The following is a 26,627-nucleotide window of genomic DNA, read 5'->3' on the forward strand; positions in this document are numbered from 1 at the left end:
CCTTCCATTTCTATGATAATTTTACAATATTTGCAAAAATATGTAAACATAATTATTCTATTTATTTTATTATTTGTAATTTTCTAGAAATTTTTTATTAAAAAGTATAAACTAGATATAATGTTATTAATATATTAATTAAATATGAGGGAGGGGAATAATGGATATGAAATTTTCAAAGGAATACAAACCAAAAATATTCACTATTATGATAATAATAGCGTTAAGTTGGCTTCCTTTAAGCTTTATAATAATGATAATTTATCAAAATATAAATATTTTTCCGAATATTGTATACTTTGAAGATACACCCGTTAAAGCCTATGTGTTGAATTTAATAGGGGGTCTTTTTATAGCAGTTGGTATTCTTATTCTATTGTTAGAAAAAGTTTTGTTGAAGGTTGTTGGTATACTCACAATATTTACTGCAAGTGTAATTATTTTTTATTCCATTAATACATACACATACATTGACTCAGTTGGCATTCACAGTAAGCCACTAGATGAATTTAGAGAAGAAGTAATTTTGTGGAATGATATTGATCAAGTTCTAATTATTCTTGATAATGGTCGGCCTACACAACTGGAGTTTGAGAGTGAAAGTGACAAGTTTATATATACATTAAATGAGTATATTCCCAGGACAAGCCTTAGGGAATGGTTAGATAGCATTGGTGTCAAATATCATGAGAAAAATAAGTGAAGAAGCGTACTTATTTCCTGTTTTTGAGGGGCTTCATACCGAGTTGCAGATTATCTAACATTTTAATATTGAAGGTGGGCAATATCAAAGAAATGCGATTAGAATGTAAGGTTCCATTTAAAATTTTCTCATCTCCCGAACTTTACTTTAATCAACCTCATTTGTTCAATAAGAAACCAACACATGCCCGCAGGTTCCGCTACGGTATATTGTTCCCGCTGTATAATTTTATAAAATTTATAAATATTCCGTTAGTAATATAAGGAGGAGGATTATGATACTTTCGGTAGAGGGGTTACATAAGACATACGGGAAAGACAAGGTATTAAAGGGCATTTCATTTCATATCAACGAACCCAAAATCGTGGCACTGGTCGGCCCAAATGGAGCGGGGAAGTCTACACTGTTGAATATCCTCACAAATTTACAGCAAGCCGATCAGGGAGATGTCTCTATTTTGAATAAAGACAATAAAAATCCCGAAATTTTTAAAGAGATTTCATTTATGCAGGATAATTCTGTTCTCTATGACTATTTGACTGGATACGACCATCTACAATTCATCGGTGACATGCAGGGGATCGAGAGTAAAAAACTGATGTTGACCGCAAAGCGGGTTGGAATGGATGCTTATCTGAAAAAAAAGGTGGGAAAGTATTCCCTCGGTATGAAACAGCATCTTCTATTAACGATGGCGCTTGTGAATGATCCGAAACTTTTGATTTTGGATGAGCCCTTGAATGGCCTTGATCCGACAAGCGCCATCCGGGTGAGGGATCTTTTATTAGAAGAACATAAGAAAGGTACCTGTATATTATTATCTTCCCACAATTTAGCGGAAATCGATCGGCTGACTCCCCATATCCTGTTCATTAAGAGCGGAGTACTGATAGAGGAAAATATAGCGGCATATGAGAAGATATTTTACCATGTTCTTGTTGATGATCAAGAAAGGGCAGCAGCTATTTTAAAAGATAACCAGGTTCATGTCTCATATAAAAATGGAAAGTTCATTTTTTCAAGTGAGGATTGTTCGCTGCAAACATTCATCCTAATGATGGGGGAGCACTGCATCGGCACCCTTGATGTTGAGAAAAAGGTGTATGGTTCAGAGGATAGATATCAAATGATTTATATGGAAAATGGGCCCGAGCTATGATGTATGTCATGTTTGAGTTGAAAAAGTTGGTGCGGCAAAAGAAATTTTTATGGCTCCTCTTTATCGTTTTTCTCTACATAACCACCATCTATATTTATAATTACCAGCAATACCCGGAAATGAGGGAACGGGCTTATTCAGATGTTCAGTCTTTGGAAGACGAAACAAGAGTCATCCAAGCTCAATTAACCCAAGAGAAAGTGGACAAACCAGAAAATACACTGGTTGCTGAACAGCTTACTGTAATCCAGAGTATGTTGAGTGCCTTATTCCAATGGAAGATGGCTGTTTCGGAAGAAAACTGGGAGCACGTTGCGAAGCCAGAAGTGGAGTTTCTTTCGTATTTGCAGACCTTTATAGATAGTGGAGGGGAATTCTCCGGTATTCCTCGAGTTGAGCTCCAATCCAGGATTCAAAAAAGCAACTGGCTTCAAAAGTACGATTTGCCTTATGAGGATGAAGAGTACCCTCTTTCTCCTCAACTTATCATGAAAGAATCCAGCTTGGTGTTTTTTGGTATTATCGGGCTGGTGCTTATGGTCCTCCTATTTGGGAACACCATTTCGCAAGAAAAGGAGCAGAATACATGGTCCACACTGGCCACCCAGCCGATTCCCCGCTGGCAATTGGTAGCAGGCAAGTATGTGAGCCTGCTACTGGCAGTAGTTCTTTTTGTTTTGATTGTAATAGGAGTCAGCATCCTAATTCCACTGCTGTTTCAAAAGCATCCTTTAAGCATTCACTATCCAGTGATAGCTGGGATTGGGGAATCGGCAGTTCTTATTCCAATGTATCAATTTATCAGTCGTGCCATTCTGTTTTTTATCTGCGCGAATGCGTTTCTGTTCAGCCTCATTTTCTTGTTCAGCAGCTGGACTAAGAATTCCTTTTTGTCTGTCATGCTGACTGTTTTTTCCTCGCTTTCAGGCTATATTTTGACGGGAATTTTTTCTGTTTTACAGGGTCCGTACAACCCTTTTCACTCGCTCATGGTTAACCGGTTAATCATGACGGCCCCATCAAAGACGGACCTCCTATACTTGATTTGGGCTTTAGCTTGGAGCTTCATCCTTCTTTTAGTAGCGGGCCGGTTTCTAAAAAGGGAAGAAAAGAAGCTTTTCTCCTTTCTTCATCAACCTTTTAATAAAGGAAGGACGCAGTTGTTCAGTAGGTCATTACCAAATTTTATATTGTTTGAGTGGAGGAAAGAATGGAGAAAAGGGTTGCTGCTGCAAGTGATGTCCGTTTTGTCGGTGTTTGTTGTCCTTGGATCAGTCATTCTTACCTTTGAAAAAAATGAAAAGGCGGAGAAGTATATTTCTGGGCTAAAGGAAGAATCCAGAGTGATAGAAGAAGTCATAATTCCTTATTATGAAGAAGCAGCCAGTTCAATTGAAAATAATCAAGGAGATAAGGGATACGCCGATAGATTGGAACAAATTTTGCAAATATCTCAAGAGCGGTTGGGAAAATTAAATAAAGCGGTTGTAGGCTACTACCAAAATGAACTTAGCCCTTTACAAGAGTATCACTTATTTGAACTGCAAGCTGCAAACGGCAATTTTGATAATACGGGCTTTCTGCAGAGTCAGGTTCTACAGCTTGGCCAGTTTACAATTGATGTAAGTTTGGCTGAAAAGAAATGGATGATGGAAAAACAAGTGGATCTGATGATCGCTGGTCCATTCAATCCAACAATTTACACCACTTGGACCCACCAACAGTCGCATGAAACAAATGAGCAATGGATGGAACGGAATCAAAAGGTTGGAAATAGTGGTCTATATTCTCTTTATTATTATTTCACACATTATTTTTCTTATATAATCATTGTTTTTTTCTTTCTTCTTGGAGGAGGATTTGCCAAGGAAAGAGGAAAACGTCCTACCATACAGTTCATACGGACGCAGTCTTTATCTGTCAAACAAGTTTTTCTTGGAAAGCTGATTGCATCTTCCTGCTTGAGCTTTTTTAGTTGGACGATCCTGGTTTTTTTTGTGGTACTGGTCGGGATGATAGCAAATGGAATCGGAGACTGGCAATATCCAATCGTTCATTATGACAGTGCCGCCGTGGTCAATACGCCATCATACAACGGTCAAAGCCCTATTGGGTGGAACACCGGCTTCCATTTGGAAACCCTGGGCAGTGTCGTCCTGGAAAATTACACACTGTTTAGCTTGATGCTAGTATTTTTAATCATACTATCAGTGTTTCTTTCAATATTTATCAAAAATCAATTTAGTGTATTTGCAGTTGCAGTTATTATCAGCATATCGGGTTATGCCGCAAGCACCAAAATTTTTTCATCCATTGCTCATTTGCTACCATTCACCTATCTCAATCCTGTTAAAGTGATAAATGGTGAGATGTCCGTCAATCTGAATAACCCTGATATCACTTTTGCCTCAGGATGCTTGGTTATAATAGGAACATTTTTGTTTTTTGGTATGGTCGGATATTTTGTTTTGCATTCGGGGAAGGAAGGCAAAAGGAAATTAAATCTGAAGGGTGCAGATAAAACGATTGGGCAGTAAGCCGGTTGACTCAAATAGGCTAAAGATCAAATGAGGTAAAAGTAAAGCAGGAGAGGAAGACTCCCAACAGTATTGGTACTTTAAAGGTTATAGTTAAACTTCTTACTTCATATGTACCTGATACCTTGGCAACAAAATTAAGGAAATGATAGGAAGCATACTAATAATTACCTTGTTTACATTAATAGGGATACGTTATTTGATCAATGCTAATTAGTTCTAACTATTGTTTGAAAGAAAGTATATGAAGGACTCTAAACGACATGTCTTAAGTATATTAACTAGTTCAGCTTTATTTATTATGTTTATTGGGATTGAAATATTTTTTATTTAAAACTGATTTTGATAGTCGCTACCTATAAAGATCAAAGGGAGACCTTTGATCTTTAAACTTATTCTTTTTCCGCCGGTCTATACTTACCCTCCGGAAATTTCTCAACTAAATTAAACTCAATCAATTTCTTCAAAGATAAATTACAGTAAGCAGCTGCATCGTATTTATCTCTTCCGACTTTTTGTTCGATCTCGGATGGCCCTACACCTGACTGCTTTTCTTTGTATAACTCACATAACGCTTTAAGGATATTCTTATCTTTTTCAGTAATTTGTTTTTTGGACTGTTGTGACAAAATATACCTCCCTAGAAATGGTTATAAAGGAAAAGTAAAACAATAAAGGCTTATAAATCAAGTCATTTAGCAGATCTACATTAAATTGGGGAGGTTCGACTTACAACCTTTCCAATATATTCAAAAGGAAATATAATGATATCTAGTTAAAAGTTATAAAGCTTTCCTAAGGAGTGATAAGAATGAGTAACAGAAATAGCAAATACGAACCGCTACAAAATTTTTAAAAGTTCCAAAAGACTAAGAGTATTAAAATGACTTTTTTTGAGGTAGAAGACATTCTAGGGTTCACACTCCCAAAATCAGCATATGAACATGAAGCGTGGTGGGATAAATCGGATTCTCATACACAGTCCTTCGCTTGGAAAAATGCTCATTTTTTTGCAAAACCAAACTTGAAAGAGAAAAAAGTAGAGTTTGTTAAGCACATAGAAGATTAGTTTTATAAAAGCAGCGTTGTTAATATAGTAATCACAAATAACAGTAGGGGCGAACAATGATTAAAATTAACAGTATAAATGAATTTAATGAATATAGAAATAATAAAATTGGTTATTTCCTTATAGAGGATAAACCAACTAAAATTAAGACATTACATATGGCAAGTTGTCCTCATATTAATATTAGATTTTTTGAACAAAAGGTTATTAATAATCAAGAAAAGAATGGAAGTTACTACTGGTGCGGAGATTTAAAGGAAATCTTAAATGAAGAGAGCATACGGGAGTGCCTAGTTTGTAAGAAGTAATTAAGCGCCTAGATACACTTTCAATAAGTTATTTGTCTTTGCTTGCAAAAGAGAACGGAATACATAAGAAATTTTCACATCAAAATCCCTATTCAACTAGTTCAATGAGTAAATTAATATAAAAATAGAAAAATGTGGAATGTGTGATTGTCTGGTGAACAGTTTAAGTATGGAGATGATTAAAGTTGAAAGTATTAGATGTGAAAGATTTACTTTTAGGTATCCAACATACAAGTAATCAACTGAATATACTTAAAAATCAGATTAAACATGTTCAAATGGCCATCAAGGAGTTTATCGTCTCTCATGAAGATTCTTTCAAAGGAGATGGCGGCAGGTCGATTATAAACTTCTACCAGGAAAGCCACCTGCCTTTTCTACTATTCTTTGAATCCTGGATTGAAGATTACCAATCCTATTTAAACAGTCTAGAAAACACAATCAACGACTTTGAATCTTCTCCTGCAGGATTCATCCGCCAGGAATTCCTTGAGAATGAGCTACAATTGGGCCTAAGAAACACTCTTCAGATCACCTCTGAACTAACTAAAGAAGCAAATGAAGTAATAAAAACTGTAAGCGATATTGTCCCGCTGCCGCTGCTGGAAGATAACCGCTTTATCCAAGCATCAATGCATGCCCAGGACTCAAGCCGGGGAACAGTTGAAAAATTAGAAGCCTTTGACCATCGGGAAACTGCAGCGCTTGACCCCCTCTTAAAAAATTTAGATAACATGGAAGAGTACATAAAAAAATGGCTGGCATGCTCCAAAGCGGCAACTTATCTTTGGCCCATTATCAGCCAAGAGCTCTTAATTGGGAGGATTTCCATGATGAAATATCGAATCCTAGTCCACAAAGGGAGCAAAGTCTCCTTCAAGATATGGTTGAAGGAGCCATTGAGGGGGCTTCTGAAGCTGTAGGAGATACTTTGGAAGGCCTTAAGTCTACCTATGAGCTGGGACGAAAGATCATGGGACCGTTCAGTCCGCTGTTTTTAGGTAGTGAATTGCTGTTTAACCGTGACCAGCTGCTAGAAAATCAAAGGAAGCACCAGGAGTTTTATTTACGCATTTTAAATGACCCCATAGGAAAAGTACGTCAGGTTCTTGATATGCCGAAATACATATGGTCTGCTATCACCAGTGCCTGGGAGCGGGATGTTGTAAATGGGGATGCCAAAAGCCGGACAGCCTTCTTTACCTATGGCCTGACTTCCCTTGGAATTGGTATTCTCGGGGATAAAGGAATTGGTAAAGCCGGTACAATATCCAAGACGGTAGGCCAAGGGAAGGGACTTTCTTTTCAGACGCATGGACCAACTCCTGCAATGGTGAAAGGTGTGGCTCAGGGCCCAGTTCCTTACAATGTACTTCATAACCCCTTGACACAGATTAAGAAGATGATAGATGAGGGGTATGTAGCCAAGCCTACAGATAAAATTGAAAAAGATAATTACTTTATTGGTACATTAAAGGGAAACAAGGTCCACTTAAAAGGCGTAAAAGTAGAAGAAATAATATATACAAAAAGAAATCCAGAAGAAACTGCGCAATTAAGAAGGACATTTAATAATTCTGTTAAGAAAAGTTTCCTTAAAACATTTGCTAACGATCCGATAAGAGTACAATATCTTCGGAAAGCTGGGTTAGATGAAAATGATATTGCCAGAATGAAAGATGGCCTTAATCCAAAGGGATGGCAAGTCCATCACAATTTACCTTTAGATGATGGTGGAACTAATGATTTCACTAACCTGGTATTGATAAAAAATGATCCATTTCATAAGGCGGTTACCAATGAACAAAACTCTCTAACAAGAGAATTAACTCCTACACAAAGCAAGAAAATTAATTGGCCAATTTTTGAAGATGAGGTTTACCCACCGGAACCTTTTAAATAAAGAAGGGATGAACAGATATGGCCCAATGGAAAGAATTGTTGAATGAAATAAAGAAAATTGAAGAGAAATATGGCAGTTCGCTAAGGGATCCAGTTACGGATTTAGAGATAAGAAAGTTGCAACTGAAAATGCTGGGGAAATTAGGGTATATGGATTTACCAAAGACTTATATAGAGCTTTTGAAAACTGTAAATGGATTAGACTTTAATGGATTGGTCATTTATGGTGTTGATGACCAAGAGGATGAGGATCTTCAAGGGCTTATTGAAACTAATGAGATATGGTATAAAAATGATTGGCAAAAGCAATATATATTTTTTGGGGACTCTGATACAGCCTGGTACTGTTTAGATCTACAAGAAGGTATGTATCATGAACTTGATAAACCCTCTGGAACATTAATTCAATCTTTAGATAGTTTTGATTCCATGTTAAGTCAGGCACTACAAACTGCTCTATTGTGATAAAAAATAAGTATCTATTAATCTTACAATGAAGTAGGGTACCTAAAACCTCCAGAAAGCACATCAATGGTTTAATTGATGTGCTTTTTTGTATATTATTCAAAAGCCGCAAACCAAGTATCCACCCCATATACTTTTCCGTTATATCCTGGGATATTAATTTTCGTCTCTTCTTTTATTCTTCCATCTTTAACAGAAGACATATCTTCTGCTTCTTTTAAAACACCCTTATATACCACTTCAGTCATTAAAATTGGGGAATGAGTAAACTCATCACTTTTTACTTCTGTTTTTTGAATAACATAATGATAATCATAATACTGATCCACGTGTTCAAATTTCTTTGTCCAACCAATACGCTTTAACCTCTTTTCCAAAAACTCCTCAGGAGTATAAGGTAACCATGAATCTTTTTGTGTTAATGGAAATTCTAAACGCTCCCAAATGACGTCTTTTTTATGTAGAGTTTGCTTTGTTATAGTTTTATTTGCCAAATCCGTTAATTTAGCGGCGATATTAGCTGGCTTTCCTAACCATACCAAACTTTTGTAATTAGTATTTTCATACCCTTTTTTAATGATACCAGCCTTTGTTACAAGCATTTTCCCATAATCAATTCCCACGCCAGCTTTAATTTCATTGTTAATAAAATGCTTATTTAATAATTTTGCTACAACAGAATTAAGTAGGACCGCGGTCTTATAAGCATTTCCAAAACATTCTGCAGAATCAAATAATACCATTACCCGGTCTCCAACGACGTTTCTTACTTTACCATTATATTGTGTTGCTGCTTTCATTATAGAACGGATAAAAGTAGAATAAAGCTTACTCATGGTATCTCTTCTATGGGATAAGTTTAAATCCGTTGACTTCCTTAAATCTATGTAAAGAACACAGGTTTCAATTAGCTTGCATTTTTGTATACCAGTTACAAAGTTAGGGTAGGTAATTCCGATATCATCTAAGCTCGGAACTGTGGTAGTTTCTGTAATTTCAATTTTGAAATCTGAAGATAACATTCCTTGAATTTCTTCCTCTATACTTTTCCTCAGGTCATCTAAACTCATTTTTTCACTTCCCATTTCCAAATATTGTTGTTAAATTGATTATATCAATGGATTAGTCAGGAGTGCCAAAAATGTTATCAAAAGAAGATTTGGAGCTTGAATATCAAAGAATTGCATTTTGGATCAATAATATGGATACAAAAATATCTTTCGCTTTAGGAGCAACGGGAGTATTAATCGGTTTTATTTTTTCGAATGAGGATTTTAGTAAAACACTTGAAAACCATTCAAAAACATTACAGTTATGGAATGAATCATCTATTAAGAGTGCCGTATTTTTTGTGTTATTTGGACTAACCATTATATTATTGGTGGCAGCTATGTGGTGTTTTCTTAATGGATTGAAAGCAAAGATTAATCCCCGAAAATATAAGCAACCACACATGGTCTCTTCTTCTAATATTTTTTGGGGTGATATATCGAAGCACAATTATTTCTCATATAAATATAGAATGGATAATTCTGAATCAAATGATTGGGTAAAAGATATGCAAACGCAAATTTATATCAACAGTTGTATTTGTGCTCAAAAGGCAAAATTCTATAATATCGGCATTTTTTGTTTGAAAAGTGCGCTTATTGGCTTTTTGATTTACCATATATGGATGTGGTTTTTCCTGTAAAGAATAAGAATACCAGAGCATTATTATTTTTTCGCAGCATTCTTTTTTGTAAGTAAATCTGGGTATTCTTCGGAATGACCGAGACTTTCTTTTATGGCCAATAAATCAGCACCCTGGTCAGCACTTATAAAAACAAAACTATAAAAGCTCGATGAATGCAAAATTATATTGAAACAATACTATTTGGAAAACAATTTAAATAGTGTACTTATGTTCAAAATCAACTGATAATCGCGCAGCTTTTTTCTTCTTAAGCAAAAGTATAGGAGTGGGAATTGTCTATTTTAATGGGGTGCTGATGGACAAGATTAGGTAGAGCAAAATAAACTTTTTACTGGAATTTTTATTTTACTAAAACAACTATCCTATTTATTACCTTTGTTGTAAATGAGGAACAATCTGAAAAGTATATTGGTTTGTTATTGGTAAGCATCAATTTCATACGTAGTTAAATCTGGCAGAGTTACGAATAGAATAAATCAAAAAAGCCACTCTAACAAATAGAAAAGAAGTTGAAATTTGGAGGTTTTGCTCTATGAATGACAAAAATTATACTAAAAGATGTAAACTCACTGTTAAAAATTATACACACTTGGATTTTGAGGAAGATGAAATACCTGGAGTCACATTCAAACTTTTATGGACAAGAGACGTACATACCGAGAGTGATATTACGCCTAGATTAGAACCAGGACAAGAGGACACTAAGAAGAGTCGAGGAATAGGCAACGGGACAAATACAAGGCATTTTGATATAGAAGTTATAATATTATGGGATGAGCAAGAACATTTTTGCGGAAAATTCACTCACACCGTTTTCAATCGGGGTTCAGAGGGATTTCACGATGAAACTAGGCTAAGGTTTGATAGGGAGACATATAATATTTATCGGACTTTTCGTGATGGTGGTATGGGGGACGAAGTAAAAGAATCGATTGGACCAATACCATTTACTATTCTGGAACCAAAATCAAGCAAAATATGATTCGCTTTTTAATTGTGTCAACGAAGAAGAGTCGGGGATCAAATTTAATAAAAGGATAAAGACCACACAACATCGTTTATGTGGTCTTTAAATTATATCTGGTTAATGATTTCAGAGTTTTTCCAAGAATGAGCAGCATTATTTTTACGTAACATTTTTCTCTGTAAGTATATCTGAGTCGTCTTGATGTCGGAATGACCAAGACTTTCTTTAATGGTCAATAAATCCGCACCCTGGTCAGCACTAATTAGAGCAAAACCATGTCTGAAGCTATGAGGGGTTATAGGATTCTTCCGCATTTTAATAAAGTCCAAATCAGCTTTGTTTAATTTTGTGATTAAATAATTCGACAGATATTTATATCCATAGGCCTTTCCCTTAGAAGTAGTAAACAAAGGGGAGCTATCGGAAGGATCGAGTTTAAAATCTAGCCTTCTTCTTTTACGAAATCCCTCTATGGCCTTTAAAACGTTTGGATGAATTAATACCTGCCGCTCCTTTTGTCCCTTTCCCATAACTGTAAGCCAGTATTCTCCATCTAAATAAGCGAGATCGCTAACTTTTGCATTACAGAGCTCCTGTATACGGAGTCCAGTTGTGGCCAATACTGATATCAATCCGTAAAGGATGGGATGAGTTCTGAAGTAATTGACTAAGCTAATTACCTCCACAGAACTCATTTCTTTATTTGGACGATCATATGAACGAACATTGCTGCTTAACATTTTTTGATGAAGCCACACCTTAATGTATTGATTTTCGTACAGGAACTTTAAGAACCCTCTCATTACAACTGTTTTTCGACTTAGGGTAGCTACAGAATATTGTTTACCCCCTTTCCCAAGTGGAGCTTCCTTCAACCACTCTTGGTATTTCCTCATATTTCGTGGTGTTAGATTCTTCAATAGTCGATACTCTTGAACATCTCTAATTTCGACTTCTAGCAATTCTGCTTGTTCCAGCAGCTGCTGATAGAACAAAAGAAGATCCCTCAGATATTCCCGCTTTGTATTTTCTGTTCGATTTTTCTTCTCATTTAAATCCTTTTTTTGGTGCGCGTAATAATAAATCATTTCGATATCGTTAAAAAGTGAAAAGTTTGCTTCACCGTCTTTATCTATAATATCGCTCATTTTTTTATGTAAGGAATCATCTAGAAGGTAAGTAACCAAAGAAGAAATTGTTTGAGCTTTATTTATCAAATCAAGGGTGAAGATTTTATTAGATTGTTCAGTAAGAACTAATTCACGTGGTTCCATATTTTATTTAACCTCCTTTTAAATCTAATAAATTTAATACTAAATTTATTAGAAATAATTAACTTTGCTTAGATTTTATTATAAATAAATTTCTATTTAATGAACTATTAATTTATTTTAATACTTTTATTATAGTACATGATAAGAGAAAAATGAGTTATTTGTCTATATATAATAATCAATAATCGTTTTATATTTATTTATTTATTTAATACACATTTTATAAATAACTAGACAATAGTTATTCGTTTTGATATATTCATTTCAATGAAAGGTTTTCCATCAACCGAGGCTAAGGTTTTAATTGGAGACTTCCCTAACACACTAAAAAATTTTAAGAAGGGCTGATTAGAATGAAAAAAACATTAACATTCCATCTTCCAGCAATTTCGGTTGAAATTAATGGAAGTGAAGGGCAAACTCAGGACGAACTAAGAAAGTTAGGCGAAGAAGCGGTTATTAAACAATTAACAAAATATTTTCCTCGATACCAATGGTCAATGACAGAAGGAACTGTGATTAAGGACGAAGATGTGGTTTGTGGACGTCCCGTAAAATTGAAATCTTCTGGAGAAGTAGGCATTATCTATGAAGTTAAACCAGGAACTAAATATCCTGTAAGGATCCTGATAAATGGTGAGAAAGAAATCCAGTGCACCCAAGCGGCGATTGATAAAGTGTCCAAGAAAGCAAGCATCGACAAATTAATTAAAGGGCGTCAAGAATGGGAGAAATCAACAGGGGAATGGCTTGGTGTTCGAACCGGTTATTTTGTTAACGGGAAAGTGTTATTCCAGTGGTTCTCAATGCGCGAGGTAGGGGCAAAATGAAAGCTTATAAAATCGATCACGAATCGAAGCGAAGCTACTATCATCTTACAGTTTCTAATATTCTGAGACTATTTGACACAAAATTAGAAGCTGAAGATTACGCTTCTATGTTACAAAATCGATTGTTTATAACGTTTTAAGAGGCAGTTTACACCATAGTTCATCATAACTGTGGTGTAAATTGCCTATGGAACTCAAATATATAAAACCCGATAATAAGAACGCCTTGTTAATTCATTGAGGACTTTCGGATGGTAAAGGAAGGACGCTTATGAAAGAAGAATTTGAATTCATTGATAAACAGGTGCGAGAGGGGAAAGTTAATATAAAAATAACAACTTATTACCTTTCTGATATCAAAGCAGGTCTCAGAATAGAAGTACGGAAACTATCCACAAAAAGAAAATCAACCGCAGAGATTGAATTAATTTGGGGAGACGATAACATAATTTTAAAAAAGTCCCTAAAAAAAGTGGTTCTAGAAAATCCAAAAATCAAAGAAGTAAACGCATACATTGACGATTTTATAGAATATAGCAAGAAGAAAGGCTTGCTAAAAAACGGGGATATATAATGCTTAAAAGCAAGTATATTGGCAGTGATAAGTTGTTGTGTTCCTTAAGTAAAGAATATACATATTTTTTATTTCCTAATGGACCAAATCATTATTATGTATCTATATTTAATAACCCCAATGCACATTTTGGATGTTTCGACTGTGACTGGTTTCATATCCTTGAAGAAGAGGACCACGCTTCTGAGCCCCCACGCACGAATATAGATCTTGAACAGGGTAAGATTTATAAAGCTAAATTGTTTTGGAGAAGAGCAGGGTATAGTAATATCCTGCTTTCTCACTATTATCTATTGCCTCAGAATACTAATGCTCATTTCTATGAAGATATTGAACTAACTAAATGTAAGGGATGCTTTTTGCTCCATTGGTTCAAGGAGTTCAAAGAAGTTACTAATATAATAGAAGAAACAAGTTCAAATCATTCTCTTTTTACCTTTTCAATAGCTTCCGAGGAAAGTTCGGAAATTACATTTGAGCAACTCATACTTTTCTAAAGGCAGGTGGGAAATCCTTGAATATCGTATTTACTTGTCAATTTTGTCATTCTATAGTGGACGATGGAGGGTATATTACAGTAAACGGATCTCGTTATTGGATTGGCATCGTATGTGGATGTGATAATAAAGATATTAAAGAGTTAGAAACCTCTATAAGAAATAAAACATCTTTAAAAGTGATTAGGAAATAATCTCCACTTAAACTTATATATAAAATTGTATTATAGTATGATTATCTTAGATAGAACGAATTAGAATTGAAAACCAGCAATGTTGCTGGTCTTTTTATAGACAAATTAAAAAGTAAGGTGAAACTCATGGATAAAGAAAGAGAAATGATAACAACAAATGAAGCTGCAGAGATACTTAAGCTTAAGCCATCAACTATTCATAAATATGTAAAGCAAGGGGAATTAAAGCCGGTTTATGAAGACAACTGGCACATTGATAACACTAAATTATTCTACAAAGAAGATATTGAGGAATTAAAAAAGAAAAAGGGAAAGCCGGGAATTACTACTGGAGAAGCTAGCAAATTACTTGGCCTTCATACAGCAACAATTTTTCAATACATTCAACAAGGATTACTTGCTGCCGAGAAAAAGTTATATAAGGGAAGAGAATTTTATTTCATTGACCCAGAAGAACTTGAGCGATTTAAATCTTTTTATGAGGAACAGAAAAGGAATGAAGGGAAAGATTTTTACGACAAAAATAAAAACTATGCCTGGTTCCAGGAGTTTCTTTCTCCGGAAGGTAAAGACAGTAATTTTCTATTACTAAACGAAGAGTTGCAGCCCTTTCTTCAAACCCAAAATGGAGAGCAAATCCCGTATGAGGAAATTGAAAAAGCAGGCTATAAACCAGTGAAAAAAATTCCTGATATAGGATATAAAACACAGAAAGGCTTTGCTAAATTCCATTTTACAGAATCCCAGGAATTCTATAGAACAATGGGTCTCTTTTACTCTAAACTAGGGCCAAAAAACATAAAGATTTTTTTAGATAAAGAAAACAAGATCACCGTTGAAGTAAAACCCATTTTAATTAAAGATGATATACCAGGTTACATTTTTTCTTTACTTGAAGAATCTATAATTGAGGGAGATATTTCGAAGAGATTAGAAGGAGTGTTTATTGACAGTGACTTGGAAGTCCTCGCAATCGCTATCCCTTCTAAACTAAAGAGAAAAATTAAGGAAGATGCTGCTAAGTCAAAAAATACAATCGAGGAACTAGTAATTTCAATTTTAGAAGATAAGTATGGAAGACTCTAATAGTAAGGATAAATTGGGAAGAAGGAATATATATTTTAATGCTGTTCCTTTAGAATTTTTTAAAGGAGGTTACAAATGTTAGAGTGTAAGTCAGTTCTGCGGTTTAGATGCTTCAATAGAAAGTGATTATTTCCAACTGCTTTGCAGAAGTGAGATTTGAGCAATTCGCGAAATAATATGTTAAAATAAGGAAAAACGGAATGTTGTTTAATTTTCAATGAGGTGGTGTTTTTTATGAGTCAACAAGTATTGTTCGAGAAAGATGAAATGATTATAAAATTTACGGGTTTAACTATGTTAGCCGGTTTAAAAAAAGAACTTCGACTTCCATATAAAGATATAAAGGGTGTAGAAACGAGTGGTTTCAAACTACACTGGTTAGCACTTAGAATCGGAGGTACTTCTCTACCGAATGGTTACAAGGCAGGAAGATTCGTATACAAAGCAGAAAGATATTTCCTTCATTATTCAAATCCTAATAATGTGGTTCAATTACTTTTGGAAGGACATGATTTTGATAAAGTTGTTATCGAAGTGGGTAAGCCTAAAGAAATAAAAAATGCCATCCTTAAGAGACTTGAGAAATAATTCAGAAAAGACATTGGTATACTTTATCAATGTCTCACATGCCCAATTCTCCGGTAGTATAATATACCCAGAGTATAAAGAAAATGGAAATTATGAGACAAAACCTAATCTAAAACCAAGTAATAAAAATGAAAAAACTGAATCCGCAACTAGAAGGAAGGTGACAGTAACTTCCGTAACTGACGGTGATAGCATTCGTTATTTCGATCCTCTACTAAATAAAGAGGTAACCGGAAGATTTTTGGGAATAAACGCTCCTGAAGCAACGAAAACTTTTGAAAAGTTTGGTCCTGAAGGCACAGCTTTTTTAACCACTCTAATAATGGGTAAAGAAATTGAGATTGAAAGTGATCCCAATGCTGATATTACGGATAAATATGGGAGGTACTTAATTCACGCTTTTATTAGTGGAAAAAGCATACAACAAATTCTTATCTTAGAGGGATTAGTAAGAGTCGCTTATTTATATGGTGAATACAACTATTCCGATCTATATTTTGCAGCGGAAAAAAAAGCAAAAGAATCCGGCCACAATATTTGGAGTATTCCCGGGTATGTATATAAAAAAATGGTTTTGACATGGATGTTGTAACAGAAGATTTGAAGGAAAGCATTGTAGAAAAAGCAGGAGAATTCATGAATATATTTAAATAGGGGTAGCGTCAGGAAAATGCGGATTTACAACGATAAGCCTATTTTCCTGACGAATTCTCTATTTTTAACAACGTTAAGAAAGTTTCAATGGTCTTAAAGAATCTAACGAAACTTTTTTATCGGAATTAAAATGGTATTCTCCTAATAAATTAATATGTTCCCAACCTAGAGGTGACATATGGTGCAATAATTCTTCATTTAAACTATCTGACCGTTTTTGATATTCAACTGCTTTTGTTAGATGTAAAGTATTCCAGATACTGATGGCATTGATGATTATGTTTAAGGCACTGGCTCTTTGCAATTGATGCTGTATGGTTCGTTCCCTAAGCTCTCCTTGCTTTCCGAAGAAAATAGCTCGTGCCAGTCCATTCATAGATTCTCCTTTATTCAATCCTCTTTGTATTTTTCTTCTTAAAGATTCATCTGAAATATAATTAAGAATAAAGATAGTTTTTTCTATTCGTCCCATCTCACGTAAGGCTGTAGCTAGGCTGTTTTGTCTTGAATAAGAACCTAATTTCCCCATAATAAGGGATGCTGAAACTGTTCCTTCTCGTATAGAATGAGCTAATCGCAAAACATCCTCATAATTTTCTTTAATGACCTTTGTATTTATTTGTCCACGTAAAATGGCTTCTAATTTTGGATATTCACTTGCTTTATCTATTGTAAATAATTTCGAATCTGATAAATCTCTTATTCTTGGAGCAAAATTAAATCCTAATAAATGAGTCAGTCCAAATATTTGGTCTGTATAACCGGCTTTAATTGAACTAGTATTAGAAGTAGTTATTAACGTATCTTATGTTATCAACTACTTCTTTTTCATTTCTTTATAGATTCATTATGTATACTATGAATTTTATGGATACATAGTATCTAACGAAATGATTTTAGACCATGGGGGGATAATTTTGAAAGTACAAGAAGTTCTCATTCATGAGAAGAAAAGATTTCTGTTAATTGACAATGGGGGGTATCCAGTTACTTCAGTTGCAAAGTATATAAAGTATTTAGATAACATTGGAAAAGCTGAAAGCACACTAAAGTCATACTGTTATCATCTAAAGCTTTACTTTCAATTCCTAGAGGAGTGTGGATTAGAATATCAAGAAGTAAACCTTGATATTTTGGCTCAATTCATCGGTTGGCTGAGAATTCCTGATCAATCAACAAAAGTCACTTATTTTGAAGAAACCTTGGCGAAACGATCAGAAAAAACGGTTAATACCATCATAACGTGTGTAATAGGGTTCTATGACTATTTGTCTCGTAGCGAGGATTATGGGGGAAATGTAAATGATCAATTAAAAAAGCAAGTCCCCGGTCGTTTTAAGCCTTTTAAACCTTTCCTTCATCACATTACAAAAGGGAATTCTTATGATAAAAACATTTTAAAGATTAAGGAACCAAAGCGTTTAATCAAAACATTGAGTAAAAATCAAATCCAAGTGATCCATGATGCGTGCAGTAATATACGAGATGAATTATTATTCCGTATTTTATATGAAGGGGGATTACGGATTGGAGAGGCCCTTTCTCTGTGGGTAGAGGATTTTGATATAGGTAAAAATGCTATTACGGTTAGGAAATCCAAAACATCCGATGGAGAAAAACGAAAAGTTTATGTATCTATTGAGACTATGAATCTCTTTCAAGATTATCTAATAGACTTTCATTCTTACGAAATTGATAGCAATTATGTTTTTATCTCCTTAACTGGACCTAATCGTGGTAAACCAATGACTGATGGTTCTGTTCGTTCCTTAATTAAAAGGATGAAGAAAAAAACAGAAATAGATTTTACCCCTCATATGCTCCGGCATACATATGCCACAGAGTTACATGCAGCAGGAGTAGATATTGCCATCATACAGAGGTTATTAGGGCATGCACACGTTCAAACAACCATACAGACTTATATCCATTCATCCGATGAAACCATACGTGAAAGCTGGAAACAAGCTCAATCAAATAAAAAAATGGGAAGAAGAGATAAATAATGATACATGGCACATTCAAAGTAAAACCCCTTCCCCACCATCTGGAACAGATAAATGAACCATTACTTGGATATTGGGCAAATGATGTGTGGAATGTACAAGAATGCCCCTTCTTGGATAAACATTATGATTGGAATAGAAAATTGATTTTTGATAAGGTACACAATCTTAGATTAAAAAATGAACTAAAATATTATTTTTATAAGGGGTTACAGGAGACAAGGATTTCGATTATCTATGCTTTTATGCATTATTCTCCATGTCTTAAAGTTTTTACAGAATTCATCTCTCGATATTATGCTAATTTAGATTCTATTATTGATATTCCGAAAGAAAAGTTTCTAATAGAATATCGAACATTTCTTGTAGAGAAAGGAAAATCAGTTGAGATTGTACACCGGAAAAAGTCATCACCATGGATGTCACCAACAGTTCAACCATCATTGTATATTAGACTATTTCTTCAAGTTTATGATTTTTATTATCACTTTTATGATGAACGAGAAGAAACAGATAAAGATTGTTGGGATGTACGAAAATTGAAGATTAATTATAACAATACAATCAGTAGGTATTCAATAGACTTTTCGAAGGTTCCGCAACCTTATAGACAATTATTTAAAAAATATATAAAGACTCGCCTAGTTGTGCAGCAATCCATCAGCTTTTCTACAGCAATATGTTATTTAAATAGACTTTCGTTTTTCTTCACCTTTTTGAAGGATAAACATCCTGAATGGAAAGAATTAAACGACCTATCTAGAATGGATATTGAAGAGTATATTGAATACTTACGACATTCCACTATTAAAAAGGGAAAATATTTAATTAATCCAGATCACAATTATGTAAATCGTTTTTTAATAGATCTTAAAACGTTTATCTCATATATACAGAAATTCGAATGGGAAGAAGCCCCGACAAAGTCAGTTATTTCACTATTGTCAATTGAGGATATCCCTAAAAAGAAAAGAGCAAAAGCTGATGAAATTAAATATATTCCGGATGAAGTATGGGAACAGTTAGTTTTCCATATTAACGAACTTTCCTCAGAACATATACCTATAATTCTTCTAATGGAAGCTACAGGTTTTCGTATTAGTGACGTTTTATCACTTAAAATTGACTGCTTAGTAAATCAAGAAGATGGCTGGTGGATTATCGGAGATCAAAGGAAAGTAAGTTATAAAAATCATAAAGTTCCTATTTCAGAAGAAATTGCTAATGTTGTCTTAGCGCAGCAAGAACTTACAAAAAAGAGATACTCTTTGGACACGAACCCTAAGAAATATTTGTTTCCAGTACTAAAAGGGAAAAGGATGGGTAATCCCATATCGCAGGATTCCATTAAGCTGAACCTTAATAAACTAGCAAACAGATGTAATATTAAGGACAAGGATGGAGAAATTTATTGGTTTAAAAATCATGCATTTCGACACCGTTACGGTGTTAATTTGATTAATAACGGAATGAATATCCTTCATGTTCAAAAACTGATGGCACATGCCAGTCCTGAAATGACATTAGTCTATGCCCAAATTCATGACCAGACACTCCGTGATGAATGGGAAAAGGCTCGAGATAATGGCGCAGTAAGACTAGATACTCATGGAGAAGTTATTGTCGCTGATTTAGCTCAACAGGCTGAAGAAAATGGAGTTGAACTGGAGTGGATACGTCACAATATGGACTCTATTCGTTTAGATCATGGGTTTTGTGTAAAAAGCCCAAAACTTCATTGTGATTTTCTTGAACAGACCTTGGAACCACCGTGTATTAAAAACAATTGCCGAAGTTTTCACGTTGACAAGACTTTTCTCGACTATTATCAAGAACAGATATTTAAAATGGAAGCTGATATTGAAGTATACAAAAAATCCGGAAGGTTACGTTCCATTGAGTTAATTGAACCCAAATTAAAAAGATATAAAGAATTAGCAAGTGGTTTACTACATACTGGTGGTATCTTTGGTTTAGAAAAACCTAGACGTGAGTATGTTGGAGATGAACGTGAGAAGGTGATGCAAAATGTCTAATGAAAACCCAAATACCGAAGGTATTATAAAACACGCAAAGTTGAAAACGGAAAAGACCATTCAAAAAGTTGAAGAAGCGATCAAAAGGATGATAAAAAAACAACTGAAAATCAATTTTAACTCTGTATCTGCAGAATCAGGGGTTTCAAAGGCATTTCTATACAGAAATACAGAACTCCGAGATCGAATCGAAACACTTCGTAAACAACAAGAAGGTCTCCCCTCAATAAAACAAGTTAAAAGGAATATGAGTGACACATCAAAAGATGTAATTATCGCTTCCTTACGAAAGCGAGTCAAGCATTTAGAAAAGGAAAATAAAGAAATTAAAGAACAACTAAAAATTCAATTTGGGAAGATTTATGAGGGAATTTAAGTTCCAAAAATTTTCCCTTCCCAGTTTGATATTTTTGTGTAAAATGCCATTAAAAGATAAGTTGTATTCCGCAATCACGCCAAATTGCCGAATAAGGATTATTGAAAAATGGCAGTTTTTTTAAGATAGTAAGATCGATTAGTAAATAATACTTTTCTTGACCCTGTACTATGGTACAGGGTTTATACTATATATGAGGTGAGATAGATGCAATATCGTATTGGGGAACTGGCTGAGAGGTGTGGTGTTAACAAGGAGACCATTCGGTATTATGAGCGTTTAGGTTTAATTCCAGAACCTAATCGTACCAAAAAAGGATACCGAATGTTTTCCCTACAAACGGTTGATCGATTGAATTTCATAAAACGGATGCAGGAATTGGGATTTACCTTAAATGAAATTGATAAATTGCTAGGGGTTGTCGATCACAACGAAGCAAAGTGCCGTGACATATATGATTTCACTGTTCTTAAATTAGAGGACATCGAGCGTAAAATTGAAGATCTTAAAAAAATTGAACAAATGTTGATAGACCTTAAAGAAAGATGTCCTGAAAACAAAAATATTTATGAATGTCCTATTATCGAAACTTTAATGGATTAAGAAAAGAAAGCAAAAGAATTTTTATAGAAATAATAAATTGTAAAGGTGGAAGAATGATGGAAGATTGTTGTAGTAACGTTAATGAAATAAAAATTGATAGTAATGGTAATTGTCCATCATGTAAAAATAAAGCTAAAAATGTAAAATTGATTACACTAAAATCATTACTTAAACCATCTGCATTAGAAACATTAAACGCTAAAGAAAATCACTATTTTTGTTCAACTGAAGACTGTGATGTAGTCTATTTTGATACGAATAATAAAAAGTACCTTGTATCTGACATAAAGGTAGCCGTTCATCAAAAAGATGGCTCAGTAACTACACCAATTTGTTATTGTTTTGATTGGACAAAAAAAAAAATTAAACAATATTCTGAAGAAGGAATTCCCCCTAATCCAGTAGAACATATTCGTGAAAATATAAAAGAAAATCGGTGTGGGTGCGAGATAAATAATCCTCAAGGTAGTTGTTGTTTAGGAAATGTTACAAAGTTCATTAATCAATTTTCGTAGGAGGATTTTATGGATTATTGTGAAAATATGAGGGAAATGATTGGAAATTCGCCTTTGATAATAGTACGACCAAGTGTAGCTATCATGAATAATCAAGGAGAAATTTTACTGAATAGATACAAAGGTGGAACATGGAGTGTTCCCGGTGGAATATTGCAGTTAAATGAGTCAGTTGAGGAATGTATTAAAAGAAATGTACAAGATGATTTAGGGCTAACGATAAATTCATTACAATTATTTGGTGTTTATTCTGGTCTGGATCTCTATACGAAGCTAGAGGGTGGTGAAGATGAGTACCACATCGTCGCAATAGGATATTTATGTACGGACTATGAAGGTGAAGTAACGCCTGATGCAAATCAAGCAATTGAAGCTGAATTTTTTAAATTAGAACAGTTACCTGAAGAAACAGACCCTTTTATTAAGAATAAGTTGGTTGAATTAAAAGGAAAACTTGAAAAAATATAATGTAAAGGTTAATTCTTATGTTGTTCCGACATATCTCTTTTCTCTTAGGATAAAATGTTATTGCTACCCCTAATTGTGCAAAAGTGTGTATTAGTAAAATAACTTAGGGGCCTTTCGCAATACCTTCTCAATTTTCTGATATTAAGCAATCAGGCGCGATTATTGAATAGATGGCTAACGACTTTGAATCGTTAGTCATTTTTAAATCATTCTTTAAATACATGTCTATAATGAAAGAACACACTTAAATTCTAACTTTTTTATAAAAGGTATTGATAACCGGCCGTGTCTGTATAATGCTCTTCTATGTTTAGATCCGTCTCATGGTGCAACAAACCATCTAAAACATGAATCGCATCCCTTGAATTAGTATGAATAATCTTGGTGTAGTAAGAAGAGAATTGATCACTAGTAAAACGATAGATGGTTGCTCCTTTTCCGGTTCCATAATGTGGATTTGCATCTGCATGTAGTGATGAAACACCTAGCTGCATTCTCATACCATCCGATGAGGATGTTGTACCGTCGCCCCAATAGGAAGACAATTGTAATTTATGATGAAAATTTACTAATATGGCTTGTGCTTTATTCATGGCATCTTCATACATGCGCCATTGAGATACATTGGCTAGTTGCTTATATGTAAGTCCGGGTGTTGCTTCAGCCATCTTACTCAAACCAATATTCATTCCCATTCCTAAAAGGGCTGCCATAATAATAATCGTTTCTTCTTTATCCGGTTTTCGATTATTGGAAGCATGAGTGAATTGTTCATGAAATCCTGTTATATAAGCAACATCCATGAGTAAATCGGTTAATTTTATTCTTGGTAGCATCTGATACAGGCTCGCACTAAATTTTTTTGCTTCTTCCGGAACATCTTTTTCCAAGCGTGCAATTGATATCTTTCCTTTTTCAAGAGAAACTCCGTCCAACTTAACGGAATTGGCAGCTAACCACTTTAACCTTTCATTAAGACTTTTGGTTCTCTCCGTCATATAATCTTCGAATGATAAACTAACTGATAATCTCGTATTCTCCTTCGCTTCATTCCATGTATCTTCTGAAAATAAATATTCCTCAAAATCTCTATATTGCCTGCTACCAACAATGGAAACATCTCCTGCCCGAACATGCTCCCGAAGTTCCGTTAAAACAGCCATTTCATAGTAATGACGATTAATTGTTGTACCATCATCCTCGTATAAATGCCTTTTCCAACGTTTTGAAATAAAATCCACTGGTGAGTCATCAGGTACTTTTCGCTTTCCAGATTCATTCATTCCTCGGATAATCTCTACAGTGTAAATGTCAACCCAAAAGTTGACCATGTCGCTCATGTAAAAGTTGACCACCCTCTTGTTACTTCGAATATGTTTCTTTGAGACGATAACTCTCTCCGTTCATTGGGATAATGTGGGCCTTGTGAGTCACTCGATCTAACAAGGCGGCGGTCATCTGTTCATCGTGAAAAACTTCTACCCATCGGCTAAACTCCCGATTGCTAGTGATAATCATGCTTCCTCTTTCATAACGAGTAGAAAAAAATTGAAACAGTAATTCGGCTGCTCTCTGGTGGTAGGGGATATAGCCAAGTTCATCAATAATCGTGACATCTGCAGCCAACCATTGTTTCTCCAACTGGAGGAGCCTTTTTTCGTCTTGGGCTTCCATCAGTTCATTCGATAGGCGGGCGGCCGTATAATATTTGACAGTATAGCCTTGATTAATCGCCTCTTCCCCTAACGCAATTGATAAATGCGACTTTCCTGTACCTGAGTTCCCAATAAAAATGACATTCCTTTTCTGCTGAATGTACTCTCCTTGAAAGATGTCCAGAATGCGTCTTTTTGGTACGTGGGGAGCCTCCTCAAATTGAAAAGAGAGGAGGTCCTTATGTACAGGGAATTGCGCCTTTTTTCTGGCTAACTCTTTCTTTTTGATTTCTCGCTCAGCTATTTCAATCGATAATAATTGAAAGAGAAATTCTTCATAGGTAATTTGTTGCTCATTTGCTTCGCGCAAATAAGCGTCAACTTGTTCACGTATAGTCGGCAAGCGCAGCCTTTTTAGATATTCATCCATTTGATAATGGTGTGTATTCAGTGAATATACCTCCCTTTCTGTAATAGTTGGTCATACGGGCTAAATGTAGGAGCCTTGACGGTGACGGACTGCTCCATTTCATATTTTATTGGGGCTGGCTTTGTTGCTTCCGGCTGAGTCATGAGGTAAAGATAATGCCTTACACTATCAGCTGTATATAGCTGCTCTTTTACACAACTTGCCACTGCCCTTTCTACTGTTTCCATCGTAAACTCCCGATGGAGTTTTAATAGTTGAATAAACTCTTTTCCATGCCCATACTTTGAAAGACTTCTCTTATAAAATTCTTGATAACTTGGTGGAAGATTAGCTCTTCGAACTGGGCGCGCATGCTGGATGGCCCTTGGTTTTCTCTCCAGTTCATCCAAGTAATGATCCACTTCAAAAATTTCTTGAAGCTTTTCGTATGAACGCTCATGTTTGGCTACACAGTTTCCGTCAATGTTTATTTCAATGTGATTTACATAAGCATTTATTTGTGCATCTTTCCGACCGGCATACCTAGTAGGTACCGAGTAGGCGTTTGTTTCAAAATTAACAAGCGAAAGACTGTTGACAGAGGCTCTTACCTTCCTTGCGCAAGGATGAGTACCAATAATCGGCAGAAGCTGTTGCTTCTCTAGTAAAAATCGTTCACCCACCTGTTCTTTCGTTTTTGGAACATAGGTTTCTTCATAGGCATCACATTGTTCTAAAAGATAGTGATTAAGTACCTGTAAGTCACTTACCTGTGGAACGGGAACTAAAAATTGAGCTCGTGCTGTTTGAACTAGTTTCTCTACTTGTCCTTTTTCATTTCCTTTTGCGGGTGCACAAAATTGGGCATCAAAAAGATAGTATGATCGAAACTGGATAAAGGCCTCCTGTTCTTCACGCTTGGTCCCTTCTAACACCTTCTTTACCGCTGTTTTCATATTGTCATAGACAATCGTTTTCGGGACACCACCGAAATAATCAAAGGCATCTGCGTGACCTTGAAATAACGCCTCCTGCCGTTGATGCTGAAACACTTTTACAAAAATCTTACGGCTATACAAAAGTCTCATACAAAAAAGCATTACCTTCGTTTCAATCCCATTTAAAAGCACAATGATTTCCCCCCAATCAAATTGGGCAAATTCACCGGGATCGAATTCCAACGGTATAGAGGAATTAGGAGTTTCTTTGAGCTGCTTATATTGGCGTACAAAACGGCGTACAGTGGATTCTCCACCTTTAAAGCCATATTCTTTCACCAAGCGTCTGTGGATTTGAGCAGCACTGTGACGCTGTTTTAGGGGGGCTGTTTCATCGTCCGTTAACCATCGGATAATAATTGGTTTAACGGGGTCGATGACCGGGTTGGTAACCGGCTTTGATCGTTGATAGGTTGGAATTTTATTCTGTTGTAAAGCTTTTCGAATGGTTTGTCTTGATAATGTAAGATCTTTCGCTAATTGTCGTATAGAACGACCTTCTTTAAAGTGCAATTTTCTGATAAGCTCTATATTAGCCATCTTTAACATCCTTTTTTTCCTCCCGAATCATGAAGTTCTCGACAAACTCTATGATAAGGGATTGGGTGTTAAGGGTGGTCAACTTTTTGGTTAGCGAATTGCGCTAAAGTGGTCAACTTTTATTTTAGCGTTTACATGAATTACTTTTTCTTATCTAAGTAACAAAGCAGATTAGATAATCAAAGAAATTATTATTTTAAAGCTCTCTATATGATAGAATGAGAAACAAATGTAAAATTTAGGGTATTAAATGAGGTGAGTTGATGGGAAATGAACAAAAAAATGGTAAAGGTATACTCCTAACAATTGGGTGGTTATCTGTCATCTTATTAACTTTTAACTTAATGCCGCCTATGCTATTGTTTTTCCCTATATGCATAGGAGTTGTAATAAGGCGAGATTACCAGAGGAGTAAGCAAGGGTCAGCAATGATTTATTTAGGAATTATAGGCGGAATCATTGGTTGGCTTTTAGGATGGTACGTCAGTAATAACTTAATGTAGGTATAGCACTCACGT

Annotated in this window: 27 protein-coding genes and 2 pseudogenes; 22 read left to right on the plus strand and 7 right to left on the minus strand. The window is 35.0% G+C overall.

Annotation, left to right across the window (positions count from 1 at the left end):
* Positions 1-160 precede the first annotated feature (160 nt).
* The 3 genes from A361_RS28890 (at position 161) to A361_RS28900 (ending at position 4,399) form a co-directional block, all read left to right on the plus strand.
* Positions 161-703 (plus strand): hypothetical protein, encoded by a 543-nt coding sequence (locus A361_RS28890; RefSeq protein ID WP_019379906.1) that lies wholly within the window; start codon positions 161-163, stop codon positions 701-703.
* 274 nt (positions 704-977) lie between these two features.
* Positions 978-1,862 (plus strand): ABC transporter ATP-binding protein, encoded by an 885-nt coding sequence (locus A361_RS28895; RefSeq protein WP_019379907.1) that lies wholly within the window; start codon positions 978-980, stop codon positions 1,860-1,862.
* Between the two features lie 8 nt (positions 1,863-1,870).
* A complete protein-coding gene (locus tag A361_RS28900) occupies positions 1,871-4,399 on the plus strand; it encodes an ABC transporter permease (protein WP_162272031.1) in 2,529 nt (842 codons plus the stop codon).
* Between the two features lie 392 nt (positions 4,400-4,791).
* On the opposite strand, the gene A361_RS28905 is transcribed toward A361_RS28900, so the two are convergent.
* Entirely contained in the window at positions 4,792-5,028 is a 237-nt protein-coding gene (locus A361_RS28905) for a hypothetical protein (RefSeq protein ID WP_019379909.1), read from the minus strand.
* Between the two features lie 248 nt (positions 5,029-5,276).
* Here A361_RS28905 and A361_RS31575 point away from each other — a divergent pair, with 248 nt between their 5' ends.
* The 5 genes from A361_RS31575 (at position 5,277) to A361_RS28930 (ending at position 8,143) form a co-directional block, all read left to right on the plus strand.
* Positions 5,277-5,468, plus strand: coding sequence for a DUF7662 domain-containing protein (locus tag A361_RS31575; RefSeq protein WP_420480838.1), 192 nt, complete (start codon positions 5,277-5,279; stop codon positions 5,466-5,468).
* Positions 5,469-5,524: 56 nt separating this feature from the next.
* Positions 5,525-5,776, plus strand: coding sequence for a hypothetical protein (locus A361_RS28915; protein WP_019379911.1), 252 nt, complete (start codon positions 5,525-5,527; stop codon positions 5,774-5,776).
* A gap of 185 nt (positions 5,777-5,961) precedes the next feature.
* Positions 5,962-6,699: an LXG domain-containing protein gene (locus A361_RS31110; protein ID WP_051005530.1), complete on the plus strand. Its 738-nt coding sequence runs from the start codon at positions 5,962-5,964 to the stop codon at positions 6,697-6,699.
* On the plus strand, positions 6,660-7,679 hold the full coding sequence (locus A361_RS31115) for an HNH endonuclease signature motif containing protein (protein WP_019379912.1): 1,020 nt from the start codon (positions 6,660-6,662) through the stop codon (positions 7,677-7,679). The genes A361_RS31110 and A361_RS31115 overlap by 40 nt, the downstream gene beginning before the upstream one ends.
* A 17-nt stretch (positions 7,680-7,696) precedes the next feature.
* Positions 7,697-8,143, plus strand: a complete 447-nt coding sequence (locus A361_RS28930) for a YrhA family protein (protein ID WP_019379913.1) — start codon at positions 7,697-7,699, stop codon at positions 8,141-8,143.
* A 95-nt stretch (positions 8,144-8,238) separates the two neighbouring features.
* Here A361_RS28930 and A361_RS28935 read toward each other — a convergent pair whose 3' ends face one another.
* A complete protein-coding gene (locus A361_RS28935; RefSeq protein ID WP_019379914.1) occupies positions 8,239-9,213 on the minus strand; it encodes an adenylate/guanylate cyclase domain-containing protein in 975 nt (324 codons plus the stop codon).
* 71 nt (positions 9,214-9,284) lie between these two features.
* Between A361_RS28935 and A361_RS28940 the strand changes: the two genes are divergently transcribed.
* On the plus strand, positions 9,285-9,836 hold the full coding sequence (locus tag A361_RS28940; protein WP_019379915.1) for a Pycsar system effector family protein: 552 nt from the start codon (positions 9,285-9,287) through the stop codon (positions 9,834-9,836).
* Positions 9,837-10,371: 535 nt separating this feature from the next.
* Complete coding sequence (locus A361_RS28945) at positions 10,372-10,821, plus strand: hypothetical protein (RefSeq protein WP_019379916.1); 450 nt, start codon at positions 10,372-10,374, stop codon at positions 10,819-10,821.
* Positions 10,822-10,913: 92 nt separating this feature from the next.
* Here the strand turns inward: A361_RS28945 and A361_RS28950 are convergent, their stop codons facing one another.
* On the minus strand, positions 10,914-12,080 hold the full coding sequence (locus A361_RS28950; RefSeq protein ID WP_019379917.1) for a tyrosine-type recombinase/integrase: 1,167 nt from the start codon (positions 12,078-12,080) through the stop codon (positions 10,914-10,916).
* 353 nt (positions 12,081-12,433) lie between these two features.
* Here A361_RS28950 and A361_RS28955 point away from each other — a divergent pair, with 353 nt between their 5' ends.
* From A361_RS28955 to A361_RS28980, 6 genes are all read left to right on the plus strand, one after another.
* Entirely contained in the window at positions 12,434-12,910 is a 477-nt protein-coding gene (locus A361_RS28955; protein WP_019379918.1) for a hypothetical protein, read from the plus strand.
* Positions 12,911-13,181: 271 nt separating this feature from the next.
* Positions 13,182-13,484 carry a hypothetical protein gene (locus tag A361_RS28960; RefSeq protein WP_019379920.1) on the plus strand — a complete coding sequence of 101 codons (303 nt, stop codon included), beginning with the start codon at positions 13,182-13,184 and terminating at the stop codon, positions 13,482-13,484.
* A complete protein-coding gene (locus A361_RS28965) occupies positions 13,484-13,981 on the plus strand; it encodes a hypothetical protein (protein ID WP_019379921.1) in 498 nt (165 codons plus the stop codon). Before A361_RS28960 ends, A361_RS28965 begins: the two co-directional genes overlap by 1 nt.
* 320 nt (positions 13,982-14,301) lie before the next feature.
* Positions 14,302-15,261, plus strand: coding sequence for a helix-turn-helix domain-containing protein (locus A361_RS28970; protein WP_019379922.1), 960 nt, complete (start codon positions 14,302-14,304; stop codon positions 15,259-15,261).
* Positions 15,262-15,495: 234 nt separating this feature from the next.
* Positions 15,496-15,849, plus strand: a complete 354-nt coding sequence (locus A361_RS28975; protein ID WP_019379923.1) for a hypothetical protein — start codon at positions 15,496-15,498, stop codon at positions 15,847-15,849.
* On the plus strand, positions 15,821-16,441 hold the full coding sequence (locus A361_RS28980; RefSeq protein WP_082919478.1) for a thermonuclease family protein: 621 nt from the start codon (positions 15,821-15,823) through the stop codon (positions 16,439-16,441). The genes A361_RS28975 and A361_RS28980 overlap by 29 nt, the downstream gene beginning before the upstream one ends.
* 135 nt (positions 16,442-16,576) lie before the next feature.
* Here A361_RS28980 and A361_RS28985 read toward each other — a convergent pair.
* Positions 16,577-17,269, minus strand: a pseudogene (locus tag A361_RS28985) (Tn3 family transposase); the annotation flags it as partial.
* 151 nt (positions 17,270-17,420) lie between these two features.
* On the opposite strand from A361_RS28985, the gene A361_RS28990 reads away from it, so the two are divergent.
* The 6 genes from A361_RS28990 (at position 17,421) to A361_RS29015 (ending at position 22,507) form a co-directional block, all read left to right on the plus strand.
* Positions 17,421-18,509, plus strand: a complete 1,089-nt coding sequence (locus A361_RS28990) for a tyrosine-type recombinase/integrase (protein ID WP_019379926.1) — start codon at positions 17,421-17,423, stop codon at positions 18,507-18,509.
* The gene (locus A361_RS28995) at positions 18,509-20,545 is read left to right on the plus strand and encodes a tyrosine-type recombinase/integrase (protein WP_019379927.1); all 2,037 of its coding nucleotides are present in this window, start codon (positions 18,509-18,511) and stop codon (positions 20,543-20,545) included. Before A361_RS28990 ends, A361_RS28995 begins: the two co-directional genes overlap by 1 nt.
* The gene (locus tag A361_RS29000) at positions 20,538-20,921 is read left to right on the plus strand and encodes a DUF6262 family protein (protein WP_019379928.1); all 384 of its coding nucleotides are present in this window, start codon (positions 20,538-20,540) and stop codon (positions 20,919-20,921) included. Before A361_RS28995 ends, A361_RS29000 begins: the two co-directional genes overlap by 8 nt.
* A gap of 207 nt (positions 20,922-21,128) precedes the next feature.
* On the plus strand, positions 21,129-21,524 hold the full coding sequence (gene merR1, locus A361_RS29005; RefSeq protein WP_019379929.1) for a mercury resistance transcriptional regulator MerR1: 396 nt from the start codon (positions 21,129-21,131) through the stop codon (positions 21,522-21,524).
* A gap of 56 nt (positions 21,525-21,580) precedes the next feature.
* Positions 21,581-22,039, plus strand: a complete 459-nt coding sequence (locus A361_RS29010) for a putative iron-sulfur cluster-binding metallochaperone (protein WP_019379930.1) — start codon at positions 21,581-21,583, stop codon at positions 22,037-22,039.
* Positions 22,040-22,048: 9 nt separating this feature from the next.
* A complete protein-coding gene (locus A361_RS29015) occupies positions 22,049-22,507 on the plus strand; it encodes an NUDIX domain-containing protein (protein WP_019379931.1) in 459 nt (152 codons plus the stop codon).
* 275 nt (positions 22,508-22,782) lie between these two features.
* Here A361_RS29015 and A361_RS29020 read toward each other — a convergent pair.
* From A361_RS29020 to istA, 3 genes and pseudogenes are all read right to left on the minus strand, one after another.
* Positions 22,783-23,817 (minus strand): annotated as a pseudogene (locus tag A361_RS29020) (Tn3 family transposase); the annotation flags it as partial.
* A 52-nt stretch (positions 23,818-23,869) separates the two neighbouring features.
* Entirely contained in the window at positions 23,870-24,592 is a 723-nt protein-coding gene (gene istB, locus A361_RS29025; RefSeq protein WP_019380289.1) for an IS21-like element helper ATPase IstB, read from the minus strand.
* A 17-nt stretch (positions 24,593-24,609) separates the two neighbouring features.
* Positions 24,610-26,118 (minus strand): IS21 family transposase, encoded by a 1,509-nt coding sequence (istA, locus tag A361_RS29030; protein ID WP_019380290.1) that lies wholly within the window; start codon positions 26,116-26,118, stop codon positions 24,610-24,612.
* Positions 26,119-26,627 lie beyond the last annotated feature (509 nt).

This window comes from Cytobacillus oceanisediminis 2691 (assembly GCF_000294775.2).
Taxonomy (GTDB): domain Bacteria; phylum Bacillota; class Bacilli; order Bacillales; family Cytobacillaceae; genus Cytobacillus; species Cytobacillus pseudoceanisediminis.